Genomic DNA, 14,759 nt, shown 5'->3' with positions numbered 1-14,759 from the left:
CTGTCATAGGCCAAAAAGCCTGGCGAGCTGTTGTTGAATGGTGAGAATGGCCAAAGTCCCGAAGAGAAGGATTGACCAGACGAGGGCGGCGAGGCGCACTCCGCGAACGCGGATTTCCTTTGGAAGCATCTTGCGGTTGACGATGATGAGCAGTCCTGAGTAAATGAACATCATGGTGCCACCGACACAGGCGGATATGACAGCCAGCGCGAGCGGTTGGGAGAAGCCCACCGAAATAACAATGATTCCAATGACGACCAAGCCCCACACAAGACCCGCATAGATTTTGCTTTCAGAGGCCGATGGGAAATAGGACGTCTTCAGGACGTCAGCAGCTAGCCTGCTGGTGTAGTCAACGATTCCCAAAGCGGCGGTGAACATTGCCAGCGCCCCAACAACCCAGAAAAAGTAGCCGAACCAGGTGCCAACAGTCTCCATTAGCACCTCTCCTTCGGTCTGCATGAAGGAAATGTCGTTGACGTTGTCACGTCCGAAGACGGTGGCGTACGCGAGCAGGGACATGAACATGATGGACAGGAACGAGATCAGGACGAAGGTGACCAACTGCTCCCGATTCGCGAAGCGCCACCACTCGCGCCACTTCTCCAGGTTCGCACTGGTGGACTCGAATACGAAGCCGACCCTGCCGCGTGCTTCAGGCTGTCCGGTCAGCGGCGATGCGAGTTTCGGAATATATCGGCCCATGCCGAAACCCTTATCTCGGATCCAGTTGCTTTGAACAAGGTTTTGCGCTCCGCCTGCGCCGGCAAACGCCAAGGCTCCCATCAGGAGGGCAAAGCCAAGTTCTTCTGCGGGGAATCGGGGCTGGGTGACAACCTGCGGTACATCCTGCCAAGCCGGACCGATAGCGACGATGGCCCCGATAACAATCAGGAGTAGGAGAGCCGCTACCTTGACCATTTGCGCCCGTTCGAGGGCGTTATACACCACGGGTGCGAGAGTGAGTATTAACCCGACAACGATGAGGATTGCTACCGCAATGACAGGGACGCTTCCTCCGAACGTGTAGGTAATCAGGGTTGCGGAGCTCGTTGCCCAAGCAGGCCAAATGTTTGCGAAGTAGGCGCCGATTGCGAATACCAGTCCCCAGTGCTTCCAAAGCCGGCTGAAGCCGGTGATGGCAGTTTCTCCCGTGGCTAAGGTATACCGTTCGATTTCCATGTTAACGAAGTACTGGGTGACCAGCCCTACCAATGCCGCCCAAACGAATGTCAGACCGACCTGGGAAGCGATATAGGGGAAAAGTATGAATTCACCGCTGGCCATACCCACGCCTGCGGCAATGATGCCGGGTCCCACGTATCTCCACTGCTGTTTCCGCCCAGGAGGGGCGGGTAGGTCGCGCAGTTTCGGGGCGGGCAAATACTTGGTGGGAAACGCGCGTGTGGAAGATGCGCCGCGGTCTTCGGAGATCACGGGATCACTTGGGTCGTCAAGCGCCATGGCTTGCACCTTTCATGGTTGGAGTTTCGGTGGACAGCGACACGGCTTGGACCGTGATCATCGGAGCACATCTCCGTCGGACCCGAGTAAGCCGAGTTCGTGACTGCGTGGAGACGCTTCCCAGTCCCCTGGGGCCGTTACTGCAAAGGCTCCGGTGATGGCCGCAACGCGCAAACGTTCGGCTGTGTCGTGCCCAGCCAATTGGCTGGCAAGGTAACCGGCGACGAATGCGTCCCCTGCCCCTACGCTGTCAACGGAAGTTACCAGGACCGGGGGTACTTCAATCAGCTGACCGTTTATGAGAGCCGTAGCACCCCGCCTGCCCAGCTTGACCACTACTTCGCCAGGCCCCATTTCGCCCACCGCCCGAGCCAGATCTACAGTGGTCGACTCTCTGTGTTCGGGACCGAGGGCAATCCGGATCTCGTCATCTCCGGCGAATAGCATGTCGGCCGACGAAATGAGCTCTCGAAACACGGGGGCGGCCGAAGCCTCGCTCCATAGCTTCGAGCGAAAGTTAAGGTCAACTGACACAGGTACTCCGGCGGCCCGAGCTCTGCATACGGCTTCCCGGACAGCAGCGGCGGGACCGTCTCCCAGTGCGGGAGTGATACCTGTAAGATGCAGTATCCCGGCATCTTCGATGACATGGTCGGGAAGGTCATCCGGACTGAGCTGACTGCCGGCGCTGCCGTGCCGGTAGTAAAGAACGCTTGTCGATGAGTTGGTCCGACGTTCCCGGAGCATCATGGCCGTGGGTGCTTCGGTTCGGCGGCTCAGGCACCGGACCCCCTCGGCTCGAAGTTCCCGTTCGACAAGATCGCCGACAGGGTCCATGCCCAACCGGCCAATCCAAGTTGCTGCCTGACCGAGACGGGCTACGCCAATTGCCACGTTGGACTCTGCACCGCCCATGCTGAGTTTCATATTGCGAATGAGGCTAAGCGAACCTACTTCTTCGGCGACTAGGAGGCCCAGTGTTTCTCCGAGAGTGACCAGTCCGTGGCCTTGGGGCTGGGTAGTTGTATTCATTCGCGGCCTTCAAATGCAGCGTCGCTGGCTTGTCGGGTGCGGTGAGCGAGTGCTGTTAGGTCCCCATCGGGCGACATCGCATCGCCGATCAGTGGGCTGCCCAAACCAACTGCCCGGGCACCAGCCTTCAGCCAGAGCGGGATGTCTTGAAGCGCCACTCCACCGGTAGGGATAATGGGGATGTTCGGAAGTGGGGCGCGAACTGCGGATAGATAGCTCGGTCCCAAAGCGCCGCCGGGGAAGAGCTTGACTGCGGTGGCGCCTGCGCTCCAGGCGGTGGCGATTTCCGTGGGGGTTAGCGCGCCGGGGTAGCTTGCCAAACCTCGGGCTTGTGCTGCCGATACGACGTCGGTGTCAACGGTAGGCGAAACGACGAAGCAGGCGCCCGCGTCGGCCGCACGGTTGACATCGTCCACAGTTAGGACTGTGCCCATGCCCAGATCGATGTCGGTGCCGAGGCGTGCCGCCAGGCGTGCCAGAACGTCAAGAGCGCCCACTGTGGTCAGGGTGAGTTCCAGTGAGCGAACTCCGTTCTCTATCAGAGTTTCCGCGACAGCCTCGGCACGTGATGCATCCGCGGCACGGAGAATGGCAATAAGGCGCGTATCTAGGAGTGCCGCGCTCATACCTACGCGTTCGGGACGGACGGAAGCGGAAGGTGACGTCATCAGATACGTTCCTTTTCTGTAGAAGACTTGATGCTCGCGGACGGCGTGATGGAGTGGCGCGCCCCCAAGCGGGCAGAGATGCGGCGGGCTGCCGCAACAGCCAGGGAGCCCAGCAGCTCGAATCTGGCCGGGGTCACATTGAACTCGGGCCCCACAATGCTCAGGGCGGCTACGGGCTGGTGGGAAGCATCAACGATTGCCGCTGCGATGCCCCGGATGTGGTCCTCATTTGCCATATCGTCGATTGCATAACCACGGTTTAGGGCTAGGTCGACTACAGCCTGCAGTTCCTGGCGCGTGGATGGAGTGGCAGGCGTCAGGGGAGGCATCCCGCGGGCTACAACGGCTTCAAAGGCTGCGGGTCCAGCCAGCGATAGATAAGCTGCTCCACTTGCCGTGCTGTACATGGGTACCTGCATCCCAACACGTGATGCCATTTGCACCGGGCGAGGTGCCTCGACCTTATCCACGTAAACCATGGACGTACCGTGCGGAACCAGCAAGTGCACCGTTTCGCCAGAGTCCTGAGACAGGCCCCGAAGCGAGTCTGAAGCGATGGACCGGAGGTCGAGCCCTTCTAAGTAGTTAGTTCCGAGGCGAGCCAGCCCTGCGCCGAGTCGGTATTTTCCGCTGGTGGAGTCCGTTTCCACGTGCCCGTAATCGATGAGCGGGGCCAGTAACCGGAGCGCGGTGCTTTTAGAAAGTCCCGACTGTTCCGCCAGGCCGGTAAGCGTGTAGCCGCCGCTTGCGTGACCGCCGGCGACGACCTCAAGGAGCTGGAGGGCGCGCCGCAACGACGTTGATGAGTTGCGAGGAGTTTCCAAGAGGCATTCCTTTCGACATCTACTAAATGCTCGTTTTGCAATGCAAAACAAATGCAAATCGATTTGTTTTGCATTGCAAAACCGAGGTTCAAAATCGAATAATAGTATGTGATAGTGGCAACATTCCCCGACAAATGCAAGGGGGAACCGATGCGACAGCGTTCACCTACTGTCAGGAGCTGACTATGACCATTCGCGTTACCTTGCCAACTGTTTCTTCAGAGAGCCTTTTCCGAACGACTTCCGATGTCCTGCGTGCTGTGCAGGTGCCGGCGGGTGATGCCGACCTGATCGCTGAGTCACTCGTCGAAGCCGATCGCAGAGGAACCCATTCCCACGGAGTTATGCGGCTGCCCCTTTATGTGGAAGCGGTGCGTACCGGCGGGATCCTGCCTACCGCTGCGATGAGTTGGCGAAATGAACACGGTGCGACCGCCGTCCTGGATGCGGCCGGCGGGTTCGGGCAGGTAGCGGTGGACAGAGCCTCCGTTAAGGCGCGAGAGCTTGTCCGGGACCACGGGACAGCCGTCGTAGCCATACAAGGCAGCTCACATTATGGTGCCGGTGCTTTTTGGGCTTCCCGCTTGGCATATGACGGGCTAGTTGCATTCTTGGTCTCCACCACCGGGGCCTCTGTCGCACCCTTCGGCGGCGCGGAACCCATCCTCGGCACCAATCCCCTCACGATCGCATTTCCAACCGGAGGTAACGAGCCAGTGGTGCTCGACATGGCGACAAGCAACGGAGCCTACGGCCGCATAGTGGCTGCCCGAAACGAAGGCAATCCCATTCCCCGGGCTGGGCAGTCGATTCTCAGGGAATCCCCACCACTGACCCGGACGTCGCCCTCGCGGGGGCTCTCCTACCGTTCGGCGGGCACAAGGGTTCGGGTTTGGCCGTCATGATCGAGCTTCTTGCAGGACCATTAGCCGGAGGCAATATGGCGTCCGAAACTACTGATATGTGGGCAGACCCTTCGGTGCAGATGGGCACGGGACATCTTCTATGGGTTGTGGATCCGGGGGGGCTGCAGGGAGATGACAGGGCGGTTCGCCGGACGGCTGATTTCCAGGCAAAGCTCCGAAATGTGTCTCCTGCTCAAGGCGTTAATGCTGTTCTAAGCCCTGGCGATGCCGAGCATCAGCAGGCTAACCGTCACCTTCGGGAGCTTCCAATTCCTGAATCGACGTTGGAGGCGGTAACCGCTTTGGCGCGGGAAATGAGGGTGGAGTCGCCGGTTAGGGTCGGCTAGAAAACGGCGCTCAGGACATGATGCTGGTAGTCACGGCCACAATTTGGGGTTTGGGTGGAAAAGAGCTGAAACCGAAGCGGACGGGCGGCCTGATGGGTGAAAGCCGCCCCAGATCGTCGCCGTTCCACATGGCGGCTGCTCCGGCGACCGAGCGGATGGAACGCACGCCGTAGAACTCGCGGCGCCCGCCGCCGGCGGAACCCGCCGTGGAAACCCCGGGCACCAGCAGCCCGGCAACGGGATTGACCGCCGCCAGCCAGCGCGGATGCACGGCCACAGCCGGGGGCACCCGTTCCAGCAGGTGCCCCAGGAAGGTCCGCGGGCCCAGGTCCAGGTTCAGCCGCAGCGGGCCGGCACTGACCAGGAGGCGGTCGGCCGTCAGCTTGGCGTCGACGTCGACCACGTCCTCCGCGTCAAAACGGTAGGTTCCGCCGACATACTCCGCGACGCCGGAATTCGGAGCCAGCAACAGGCGGGACCCGGCAGCGTTCTCCATCATGACGTCGGTGAAGGCGCCGAACGGCGATTCGAGCCAGTGGCCCACCACCAGACGAGTGCCGGAACGGGTGCCGATGCCTGCAATGTAGCCGCGAAAACGGTCCATCCGGTTACGGTACGCCAGAGTTCTCCACTGGGAATACCCGGTGTGGCGCTGCGGAAAGGGCGGCGGCGTTACAATCGGCTAAACTTGGCAGGTAAGAGCCCCGCAACTCCGGCCAGACCCGGCCCACGGCTATTTCCGGTCTGGCCTGCGAGTTCAGGGGCGTTCTCATGCACGGAAGCGGATCGCGCCGTCGGCGTTTCTTCCCTTTCGTAACTAATGGGGGAGGATCCCATGCCCGCAATTGTCATCGTCGGCGCCCAGTGGGGCGACGAAGGTAAAGGCAAGGCCACCGACCTGCTGGGGGGCCGTGTCGACTATGTCGTCAAGCCCAACGGCGGAAACAACGCCGGCCACACCGTCGTCGTCGGCGGTGAAAAATACGAACTCAAGCTTTTGCCGGCCGGCATCCTGAGCCCCAACGCCATTCCCGTGATCGGCAACGGCTGCGTAGTGAACCTCGAAGCGCTCTTCGCCGAAATCGACGGCCTGGAGGCCCGCGGCGCGGACACCTCCAAGCTGCGCATTTCCGCCAACGCTCACCTGGTGGCCCCGTTCCACCAGGTGATGGACAAGGTCACCGAGCGTTTCCTGGGCAAGCGTGCCATCGGCACCACCGGCCGCGGCATCGGACCCGCCTATATGGACAAGGTCGCCCGCCTGGGCATCCGCGTCCAGGACATCTTCGACGAGTCGATCCTGCGCCAGAAGGTCGAAGGCTCCCTGCGCCAGAAGAACCAGCTCCTGGTCAAGGTCTACAACCGCCGCGACGTCGACGTCGAAGAGGTTGTCGAGTACTTCCTGTCCTACGCGGACCGGCTGCGGCCGATGGTCATTGACTCCACGTACGAACTGAACCGCGCCCTGGACGAGAACAAGGTGGTCCTCATGGAGGGCGGCCAGGCCACGTTCCTGGATGTGGACCACGGCACCTACCCGTTCGTGACGTCCTCCAACCCCACCGCCGGCGGCGCATCCGTGGGCTCGGGCATCGGCCCGACCCGCATCACCCGGTCGGTGGGCATCATCAAGGCCTACACCACCCGTGTCGGTGCCGGTCCGTTCCCCACCGAATTGTTCGATGAGATGGGCCTGTACCTGCAGAAGACCGGCGGTGAGTTCGGCGTGAACACCGGCCGTCCGCGCCGCTGCGGCTGGTACGATGCCGTGCTGGCCCGCCACGCCTCGCGTGTGAACGGCTTCACCGACTACTTCGTGACGAAGCTGGACGTGCTCACCGGCATCGAGCAGATTCCGGTGTGCGTGGCCTACGACGTCGACGGCGTGCAGTTCGACGAGATGCCGATGACACAGACCGACTTCCACCACGCGAAGCCGATCTTCGAGTACTTCGACGGCTGGACCGAGGACATCACCGGCGCCCGGACGCTGGATGACCTGCCCAAAAACGCCCGCGACTACGTGCTGGCCCTGGAAAAGATGTCCGGGACGCGGTTCTCCGCGATCGGCGTCGGCCCGGACCGCGACCAGACCATCGTGGTGCGGGACCTGATCACCGAGTAGCTTGCCCGTATGAAAGGCCCGGCAGCCGGTTAGGTTGCCGGGCCTTTCGCTGTCTACGGGGCAGACGGCATATCCAGTGCGGCGTCCTCCGTGGACCGGCCGAGCACGCAGAATTCGTTGCCTTCCGGATCCGCCAGCACCACCCAGGTCACGTCCGGTCCCTGCCCGACGTTGATCCGCGTCGCGCCAAGCGCGAGCAGCCGCTCCACCTCCTGCTGCTGCGTGGCCCCCTCAGTGGCCCGAAGGTCCAAATGCAGCCGGTTCTTGACGGTCTTTCCCTCGGGCACCGGAATGATGTCGAGGTCCGGGCCGGTGCCGTCCGCCCGAACCAGTGAGACGACGTCGGCGTCGTTGGTCTCCTCGATCCGGTAACCCAGCGCCTGGGTCCAGAATTCCGCCAGCCGCGGCGGATCGGCTGCGTCGAGGGCGATGGATGCGATAACACTGCTCATGGAGGGCTCCTGACCGGCGGGAATGATTCCTGATGCTAACAGCATGAAGAACGCACCCGTCAACGGGCGGGCAGGCCGCTTCGGCCCTTGTCAGGCGGAAGAAAGCTGGGCTCAGACCAGCTGCAGGGTCGTGATGCAGGTTGGGCTGTCCGGGAACGTGCTGAAAGTTCCGGTGGCGGTGCCCTCCGGTGCGCTGATTTCCAGCGTCCCGCTGATGTCCTTCGGAAGCCAGAAACCCACGAAACCGTTGTCGTAGGTCCTCACGGCGCCGTCCACCAGGACGGCGCCGTCGTCGTCGGTGATCCGCACCTGCAGCGGCGCGTCCACCAGTTCGCCCTGGCAGCCGGTCAGGCTGTGGTTGAAGCAGTCATGGGTGGTGGTGTTCCATGGCGCCGCGGACAGGTAGAACTCATCCCCGGGCATCGGGAGGACGGACTCCCGGCCGCTGTCCTGCACCGTGACGGCGTCGTAGGTGACCGACGCGTTCAGCCCGGACCCGCGGTCCTCGTTGGTCTGGTCCAACCGGTCAATTACCTGCCGGGCATCAGCGTCCTCCAGCCCGTATTCGCTGAGCAGCGGCTCGGGGGCGGCAGCGGAGGAACACCCGGCGGCCAGGAGCAGGACGATTCCGGACAGGAGCAGGCGCGCAGACTTCATGCAGTTAGCGTACCGATTTCCGGCCGCCGCCCCGGCTGCGCCCGCTCGCTGCTTCCGACGCCGGCAGATGTGGTTCCCCGCGGTAACGCCGCCGCCGTGGCAGAGTAATTGGTGTCACGCATATCGGGGAAGGACCACGGGGAAATGAACGACGACGTATTGGCCAGCCTGAGGCGGGCCGTTGAAGCCAGCCCGGAGGACGCAGCCCTTCGCCTTCACGTAGCGGAAATGCTGCTGGCCGCAGGCCGGCATACCGAAACAATCGGCGAAGTAAACGCTGTGCTGCAGCGGGAACCGGCCCATCCGGCGGCGCTGGAGCTCCTGGGCCGCACCGTGGCGGCGCTGACGTCGGCGTCCGGCACTGCAGCCTCCGGCACCGGGAGCGCTGAACCCGTGGAATCTGACCCCGCCGTGGAACCGGAGCCTGTGGAACCTGACCCCGCCGTGGAACCGGAGCCTGTGGAACCTGACCCCGCCGTGGAACCGGCGGACCCGGCCGCCGCCGCTTTCGACTGGACCCGCGCCGAAAGCGAAGTCGGCTCCGACGTTCCCCCGCCCTTCCTGCCGGAACCCCAGCTGGCAGCCGGAGAGGGCGGCGAAGGAGTAGCTCCGCTGGAGCCGGAGGCCCCCGCCGTCACCCTGAAGGATGTGGGTGGCCTGGATGCGGTGAAGAAACGGCTGAACGAGTCCTTTATGCAGCCCATGAAGAATGCCGAGCTGGCCAAGGCTTTCGGCAAGTCGCTGCGCGGCGGGCTGCTGCTGTACGGGCCGCCCGGCTGCGGAAAGACCTTCCTGGCCCGCGCGGTGGCCGGTGAGCTGGGTGCCGTGTTCATGTCCGTGACCATGACGGACATTCTCGATCCGTACCACGGGGTGACCGAGAAGAACATGAAGGCCGTCTTCGACTCCGCCCGCGCGCACTCTCCGACCGTCCTGTTCCTGGACGAAGTGGACGCCATCGGGATGAAGCGCAGCGGTCTGGGCCACCACGCGATGATCCGGCAGATGGTGAACCAGCTGTTGATTGAAATGGACTCGATGGCGGGCAACAATGACGGCCTGTATCTGCTGGCCGCCACCAACCACCCCTGGGACCTGGACGAGGCACTGCTGCGTCCCGGCCGGCTGGACCGCACGCTGCTGGTGACACCGCCGGACTTCGAGGCGCGCCGGACCATTCTGGAATATCACCTCCGGGACCGCCCGCTGGCCGGAATCGATCTGGCCGGCATCGCCTCCCGCACCGAGATGTTCTCCGGGGCGGACCTGGCCCACATCTGTGTGACAGCCGCCGAGAAAGCCATGACGGAATCCATCCAGGCCAACCGGATCTGCCCCATCACCATGACGCACATCAACGCGGCGCTGGATGAGATCGGGCCCTCCACCCTCGCTTGGCTGGAATCGTCGCGAAACGTGGTGAAATTCAGCAACGAGCACGGCCGCTACAACGATCTGGCCGAGTATCTGCGCCAGCGAAGCATGCTGTGAGCGACGTCCTCGACCCGGAACTGATAGTCGTCCGCTACACCGCGTATGAGCAGGCGGGCCGGCACGAGGAAGCCGTGGCGCTGATCCGCGGCCAGATCGGCCACCATCTTGATGACGAGCGGCTCTGGTTCTACCTGGCCAGTGGACTGGCCAACCTGGGGGAGCTGGCCGAATCCGAGCATGCCGTTCGGGAAGCCCTGCAGCTGGTGCCGGATATGCTGCCGGCGCTGGCGCTGCTCAGTTACGTCCTGACCCGTGCCAAGCGCAGCGACGAGTCGGTGTCCGTTGCGCTGCAGGCCGCCGCGGAGCACCCGCAGGAGCCCTCAGCTCACCTCGCCGTCGCATCCGCCCATTTTTACCGCCGCTCCAATGGCACGGATGTGCAGGTTGCGTTGCAGGCCGCGCTGAATACCATCAACCTGTCACCGGAACACGAGGACGCGTTTGCCCTGGGCGCCCGGGCGGCGGACCTGCTGGGCCGTAAAAGCGAGGCCCATGACCTTCTGCGGACCGGGCTCGCCGCGCACCCCAACAGCGCTGTGCTGCTGCAGGCCGCCGGCATTGTCGACGACGGTGAGCGGGTGGTGGGCGACCGCGCACCCCTGCTGTCCTCTGCGCTGGCGGCCAACCCGTTTGATGAGGAAAGCGCCGAAGACCTGCGTGCACTGGCCTTCACGGGACTGCGCCGCCTCCTCTATCTGCCGTGGCTGCAGGGCATCCTCTTTGGGATCATCTCCGTGCTGGTCCTGCCGAATCCCTTCATCGCAGCGGCCGTGGCCCTGGGCCTCACCGCCGCTGCTGGCGGAATCTTCTTCCTCTCCGTCCGTCGGCTCGAACGGCGGCTGCCGCGGGGTTATCTAAGGGATGAGATCAGGTCTTCGCCCCGGGCGCTCAAGGCGATGAAGTGGGCGGCAGCGGCGGAAGTGTGGGTGAGCGCGAGTGCGCTCTGGGTTGCCCTGTCCGGGGGAAACCAGCTGGGAGCCGCTGCGCTGGCCCTGACCGCCCTGCCGGTGGTTGCCAGCCAGCACCTGCTGGGCCAGGGGCAGTACCCCGAGCTGTTCGCCGCCTGGGACAAGGCGGATACCGACGCCCGCCGTGCCTACTGGAACAACCGCGTGCAGATGTACCTGTCGACCCGGCGGATTGCCTGGGCAGGGCTGATCCCGGGCATCGCCGGGCTGTCGGCGGCCGGGCTTTCCGAGTCGGACACACCGGCAGCCGCCGGCGCCGGCGCGTGCCTGGCCGCCCTGCTCTGGCTGGCGCGCGCCGCGTACCTGGCCCGGCTGCAACTTGCCCTCGGGGCCGACAATCCCTTCGTGGTGGGCAGGGTGCTGCAAAGGCCGGCGGGACGGGAATCCTCCGCCCGCCGGCGCGGCACGTGGGAAGCAATGGTCTACACCGTGCGCATCGCGGTTGTTCCGCTGATCATCTTCTTCGTCGGGGCAGGCATCCTGGTTGCCAATGCCATGCCCGACTAGTCCTTCCTCCGGTGATGCGCTGCATGCCTGCTCGGGATGCCTGATTACCAGCGGTGCCGTGCTTCCTCGACCCAGCCGCCGAGCCCGTCCAGCGAGTAGCTGGTGCCGTCCGGAGTGCGCGCCGTTCCGGTCCAGGCGCCAAAGGCCTGCCAGATCTCGGAGGAGATCACGCCCAGTTTGGTCGCCGAGGTTCGGCGGTGGAACGGCGTCAGCACGGCATCGATCCACGGTCCGTGAACTGTCCAGGTGGAGTTCGGGTCGGTGAGGTCGTACGCGAAGTCCAGCTCGCCGTCGTAGTGGTGCAGCCGCCCGTCCACAATCAGCGCGTTTTCGGTGGCCGGCGTTCCGGCGGTCCACTGCCCGCCGATCTGCAGGCCCAGCCGGGTGCCGTTCACCGTTCCCGATCCGGCGCCCCAGGTCCACGTGGTCCGGTACGGCCAGCGGCCGCGGCCGCGGTCCAGGACGGCAAAGGCGCCTGTTCCCAGCTCGTAGGTTTTGCCGTCCACGGACACCGTTCCGGACACGCTGCGGGCCACGTCCTTGAGCGTGTACTGGAAGCGCCGGTCGGACCAGGGCACCACCACGCCCAGCACATCGCCCCCGGCCGGGGCATACAGGTCCACCGCCACCCGCGGTGATCGTGCCCGCAGGTGGGTGCCGGCGCCGTCGTCGTGGAAGCGCAGCGACACATCGCCCGCGGCGGCAAGAGCGGTCAGCGGGGGCAGGGTATCGGGGAGCTGGACATCGGCGGCGGATGGAAGGAGCTTCAGGGGCTCGATGCTGATTTCCTCCCCGGTGGCCCGGACCAGCACGTAGATCTGCAGGCTCGCCGCGTATCCCAGGTTCACGATGGTCATGCCCACGGCCAGCTCGGGGGACAGGATCCCCCAGTACTCCCAGCGCTTGGTCCGCAGCCGGCCCGCAGGTCCATCAGGCAGCGGGGTGCGGTGCAGCGGGGTGCGGGAGTAGCCCACCGCGCCCGGGTTGAGGGTTCCGCGGGCAGTGGTCAGGTCTGTCGGCAACGTGAGTTCGTCCATGCGGCCCCAGTCTAGGTGTAACTCTCATTTAGGCGGCGGCAGGAAGGCCTGCTGCCCTGCCGGGTCCTGGTTTAGGCTGGGGGAGAACTTCGGATCCAGGTGAAGGCGGTTGTTATGTTGGTGAGCGTAGGCCAGTTCAGTCCCACGGGTGACGTCGGAGCGAACCTTGAGGTGATGCGCTCCCTGGCGGCGAAGGCGAAGGCCGAGGGTGCCGAGCTGATCGTGTTCCCGGAGGAATCCATGTTCAGCGTCGGCAAAGTGGAGGGACCCCTGGCCGCTGCGGTCGACGCCGGCTGGACCACCTTCGTGCAGCAACTGTCCCTCCTCGCCGCTGACCAGGGCATCGCCGTCGTTGCCGGCGGGTATGAATCCAGCGGGGAGGACCGGCCTTACAACACGCTGGTGCTGATCGAGGCTACCGGGCGAATCGCCGACACCTACCGCAAACTGCACCTGTACGACGCCTTCAGCTACGCCGAATCAGAGCGGATCAAACCCGGCGACGGCGGAGTGAAGGTTGTTGAGCTTGACGGCATCAAGGTTGGGCTGATGACCTGCTACGACATCCGGTTCCCCGAACTGGCACGTGCGCTCACGGACCAGGGCGCGGACCTGCTGGCGGTGCCGGCGGCCTGGTTCAAGGGCGAGCACAAGATTGAGCACTGGGAAACCCTGCTCAAGGCCCGCGCCATTGAGAACACCGTTTGGGTGGCCGCGGCGGGAACCTCAAGCCGCCACACGGTGGGCCACTCGGCGATCCTGGACCCCATGGGTGTGGCGCAGGCTTTCCTGGGCGATGAGGCCGAGGCAGTGGTCACTGCCGATGTGACCCGTAAGCGGATCGACGACGTGCGGGAGTTCCTGCCGGTGCTCCGGAACCGCCGTTTTGCCGCCAACGACCGGATTGTTTCCGCTCAATAAAACTATTTTCGTAACCGCGTAACCTTTTGGTGATCCGTAACGATTACTCTTTTGGAACGACCGCACCGAGGCTTATCCCCCCAACGAGCCCCGGTGCGGTCGTTTCTTCATGCAGTGCGACGAAACCGTCAGGGTAGTATTTGGGGCGCCCATCCTTACGCGAGGAAAAGACCGAATCTTGGCCAAAACCCTGAGAGAGGAAGTTCTCTCTGCCGCCGCCGGCGGGAACCCCGAAGCGCTGCGCGGGATCTACGACGCGCTGGCCCCGTCGATCCTCGCGTACCTCACGGGCAAAGGATGTGAGGACCCGGAGGCCCAAACCCAGGAAGTCTTCCTCACGGTGTTCGGCAAACTGGACACGCTCACCGGAGGCCTGTCCGGGATGCGGACATTCGCTTTTTCGGTGGCCCATGCACGGATGGTGGATGACGTCCGGCGGCGGGAGCGACAACCGCTGCTGGCCGAGTTCCAACACGCCCACGATGTCCGCGTCAGCGCTTCCGCCGAACAGACGGTCCTCGAATCCGGGGCCGGGGTTGCAGCGCTTTTGGAAGGCCTGACGCCCCGGCAGCAGGAAGTGCTGTTGCTGCGTGTTGTGGGCGACCAGTCCATCGGGGATACCGCAAGAATCATGGGCTGCAGCGAAGGAGCCGTCAAACAGCTGCAAAGCAGGGCATTGAAAATACTGAAGGACCGGTTGGAACGGGAACGAAAGGAGGCGCCGGCACATGAACGAATCGCCTGAACCCGGTGATGACCGGTGTATCCGGAACCTCCTGGCCGAATGTGGGACTGACGAAACCCCGGAACTCCTGGAGGGGCTGCGGCGCCTGCGGTCCTTTCGGGCCGCTCCGGCCCCCGAGCCCACGGGGGAGCTGGCCGCCCTGCTCACCGAAACACCTGTGCCGCCCCGCAAGGGGCCGCCGAGGCACCGCGGGCTGATTCTGAGCTTTGCGCTCGCGGGAGCCATGGGGGCAGGCACCACCGGGGTGGCCGCCAACAATGAACTGCGCCAAGCCACCGATTCATTTTGCTCCGATCTCATCGAGCAGGTGCTGCCCGGTAACGACAACGGGGAAACGCAGCCGCTGCCGGCCGAGGCACCGGACGAAGCCCTGCTCACCGCCGGTGAAACGCCGGTGGAAACCGAACCCGGGGACGCCGCCGAAGCAACTGCCGATCCCGGCGCATACCTGCCGCCGCCTTCCGCCGGAGTGCCCGCGGCACCCGCAGTCCCTGCGGCACCCGCAGCAACGGAAGTTCCGCCGCCGGTTGAAGATCCCCTTCCCGCGCCGGGCGCCGCCCTGGAATCTCCCGTTGTTCCGAACGGGGCTGGGCCGGGCGGCCGCTGACCGGGC

At 64.2% G+C, this 14,759-nt stretch carries 14 protein-coding genes and 1 pseudogene; 7 read left to right on the top strand and 8 right to left on the bottom strand.

The features are described from left to right. Nucleotides 1-3: 3 nt before the first annotated feature. Genes OL239_RS00245 through OL239_RS19890 form a run of 4 tightly spaced genes read right to left on the bottom strand, consistent with a single transcriptional unit; the run spans nt 4 to nt 3,958 of the window. Entirely contained in the window at nt 4-1,464 is a 1,461-nt protein-coding gene (locus OL239_RS00245) for an Nramp family divalent metal transporter (RefSeq protein ID WP_268910258.1), read from the bottom strand. 57 nt (nt 1,465-1,521) lie between these two features. Then, on the bottom strand, nt 1,522-2,496 hold the full coding sequence (locus tag OL239_RS00240) for a sugar kinase (protein ID WP_268910257.1): 975 nt from the start codon (nt 2,494-2,496) through the stop codon (nt 1,522-1,524). Further along, nucleotides 2,493-3,122 (bottom strand): bifunctional 4-hydroxy-2-oxoglutarate aldolase/2-dehydro-3-deoxy-phosphogluconate aldolase, encoded by a 630-nt coding sequence (locus tag OL239_RS00235; RefSeq protein WP_268910256.1) that lies wholly within the window; start codon nt 3,120-3,122, stop codon nt 2,493-2,495. The genes OL239_RS00240 and OL239_RS00235 overlap by 4 nt, the downstream gene beginning before the upstream one ends. A 41-nt stretch (nt 3,123-3,163) precedes the next feature. Then, the gene (locus tag OL239_RS19890; RefSeq protein WP_442864267.1) at nt 3,164-3,958 is read right to left on the bottom strand and encodes an IclR family transcriptional regulator; all 795 of its coding nucleotides are present in this window, start codon (nt 3,956-3,958) and stop codon (nt 3,164-3,166) included. A gap of 56 nt (nt 3,959-4,014) precedes the next feature. Between OL239_RS19890 and OL239_RS19885 the strand changes: the two are divergent. Continuing rightward, a pseudogene (locus tag OL239_RS19885) lies at nt 4,015-5,240 on the top strand (Ldh family oxidoreductase). Between the two features lie 10 nt (nt 5,241-5,250). Here OL239_RS19885 and OL239_RS00225 read toward each other — a convergent pair. Beyond that, on the bottom strand, nt 5,251-5,844 hold the full coding sequence (locus tag OL239_RS00225; RefSeq protein ID WP_268910255.1) for a hypothetical protein: 594 nt from the start codon (nt 5,842-5,844) through the stop codon (nt 5,251-5,253). A gap of 231 nt (nt 5,845-6,075) precedes the next feature. Here OL239_RS00225 and OL239_RS00220 point away from each other — a divergent pair, with 231 nt between their 5' ends. Beyond that, nucleotides 6,076-7,365: an adenylosuccinate synthase gene (locus tag OL239_RS00220; protein ID WP_268910254.1), complete on the top strand. Its 1,290-nt coding sequence runs from the start codon at nt 6,076-6,078 to the stop codon at nt 7,363-7,365. Between the two features lie 53 nt (nt 7,366-7,418). Here OL239_RS00220 and OL239_RS00215 read toward each other — a convergent pair whose 3' ends face one another. Together OL239_RS00215 and OL239_RS00210 are read right to left on the bottom strand one after the other, a co-directional pair. Continuing rightward, nucleotides 7,419-7,817 (bottom strand): VOC family protein, encoded by a 399-nt coding sequence (locus OL239_RS00215; protein WP_268910253.1) that lies wholly within the window; start codon nt 7,815-7,817, stop codon nt 7,419-7,421. Between the two features lie 111 nt (nt 7,818-7,928). Next, on the bottom strand, nt 7,929-8,474 hold the full coding sequence (locus tag OL239_RS00210; RefSeq protein ID WP_268910252.1) for a CueP family metal-binding protein: 546 nt from the start codon (nt 8,472-8,474) through the stop codon (nt 7,929-7,931). Between the two features lie 144 nt (nt 8,475-8,618). Here OL239_RS00210 and OL239_RS00205 point away from each other — a divergent pair, with 144 nt between their 5' ends. Beyond that, nucleotides 8,619-9,965 (top strand): AAA family ATPase, encoded by a 1,347-nt coding sequence (locus OL239_RS00205; protein WP_268910251.1) that lies wholly within the window; start codon nt 8,619-8,621, stop codon nt 9,963-9,965. Next, a complete protein-coding gene (locus OL239_RS00200; RefSeq protein WP_268910250.1) occupies nt 9,962-11,443 on the top strand; it encodes a tetratricopeptide repeat protein in 1,482 nt (493 codons plus the stop codon). Before OL239_RS00205 ends, OL239_RS00200 begins: the two co-directional genes overlap by 4 nt. Before the next feature lie 44 nt (nt 11,444-11,487). On the opposite strand, the gene OL239_RS00195 is transcribed toward OL239_RS00200, so the two are convergent. Continuing rightward, nucleotides 11,488-12,480, bottom strand: a complete 993-nt coding sequence (locus OL239_RS00195) for a DUF2804 domain-containing protein (RefSeq protein WP_268910249.1) — start codon at nt 12,478-12,480, stop codon at nt 11,488-11,490. A gap of 114 nt (nt 12,481-12,594) precedes the next feature. Here OL239_RS00195 and OL239_RS00190 point away from each other — a divergent pair, with 114 nt between their 5' ends. The 3 genes from OL239_RS00190 to OL239_RS00180 all read left to right on the top strand — a co-directional run bounded on the left by OL239_RS00190 (nt 12,595) and on the right by OL239_RS00180 (nt 14,753). Further along, complete coding sequence (locus OL239_RS00190; RefSeq protein ID WP_268910248.1) at nt 12,595-13,401, top strand: carbon-nitrogen hydrolase family protein; 807 nt, start codon at nt 12,595-12,597, stop codon at nt 13,399-13,401. A gap of 178 nt (nt 13,402-13,579) precedes the next feature. Next, nucleotides 13,580-14,146 carry an RNA polymerase sigma factor gene (locus OL239_RS00185; protein ID WP_268910247.1) on the top strand — a complete coding sequence of 189 codons (567 nt, stop codon included), beginning with the start codon at nt 13,580-13,582 and terminating at the stop codon, nt 14,144-14,146. Next, entirely contained in the window at nt 14,130-14,753 is a 624-nt protein-coding gene (locus OL239_RS00180; protein WP_268910246.1) for a hypothetical protein, read from the top strand. The genes OL239_RS00185 and OL239_RS00180 overlap by 17 nt, the downstream gene beginning before the upstream one ends. Nucleotides 14,754-14,759: the final 6 nt, after the last annotated feature.

Source organism: Arthrobacter sp. ATA002 (assembly GCF_026898095.1).
In the GTDB taxonomy this organism is placed as follows: domain Bacteria; phylum Actinomycetota; class Actinomycetes; order Actinomycetales; family Micrococcaceae; genus Arthrobacter_B.
Note: the sequence above shows the minus strand (reverse complement) of the source record. Positions and strands in the feature narration are given on the sequence as shown.

Excerpts from the sequence above, each read along its gene's own strand:
- OL239_RS00225 (WP_268910255.1), bottom strand. The coding sequence starts at position 5,844 with ATGGACCGTTTTCGCGGCTACATTGCAGGCATCGGCACCCGTTCCGGC.
- OL239_RS00190 (WP_268910248.1), top strand. The coding sequence starts at position 12,595 with ATGTTGGTGAGCGTAGGCCAGTTCAGTCCCACGGGTGACGTCGGAGCG.
- OL239_RS00240 (WP_268910257.1), bottom strand. The coding sequence starts at position 2,496 with ATGAATACAACTACCCAGCCCCAAGGCCACGGACTGGTCACTCTCGGA.
- OL239_RS00245 (WP_268910258.1), bottom strand. The coding sequence starts at position 1,464 with ATGGCGCTTGACGACCCAAGTGATCCCGTGATCTCCGAAGACCGCGGC.
- OL239_RS00220 (WP_268910254.1), top strand. The coding sequence starts at position 6,076 with ATGCCCGCAATTGTCATCGTCGGCGCCCAGTGGGGCGACGAAGGTAAA.
- OL239_RS00215 (WP_268910253.1), bottom strand. The coding sequence starts at position 7,817 with ATGAGCAGTGTTATCGCATCCATCGCCCTCGACGCAGCCGATCCGCCG.
- OL239_RS00180 (WP_268910246.1), top strand. The coding sequence starts at position 14,130 with ATGAACGAATCGCCTGAACCCGGTGATGACCGGTGTATCCGGAACCTC.
- OL239_RS00235 (WP_268910256.1), bottom strand. The coding sequence starts at position 3,122 with ATGAGCGCGGCACTCCTAGATACGCGCCTTATTGCCATTCTCCGTGCC.
- OL239_RS00210 (WP_268910252.1), bottom strand. The coding sequence starts at position 8,474 with ATGAAGTCTGCGCGCCTGCTCCTGTCCGGAATCGTCCTGCTCCTGGCC.
- OL239_RS00195 (WP_268910249.1), bottom strand. The coding sequence starts at position 12,480 with ATGGACGAACTCACGTTGCCGACAGACCTGACCACTGCCCGCGGAACC.
- OL239_RS00205 (WP_268910251.1), top strand. The coding sequence starts at position 8,619 with ATGAACGACGACGTATTGGCCAGCCTGAGGCGGGCCGTTGAAGCCAGC.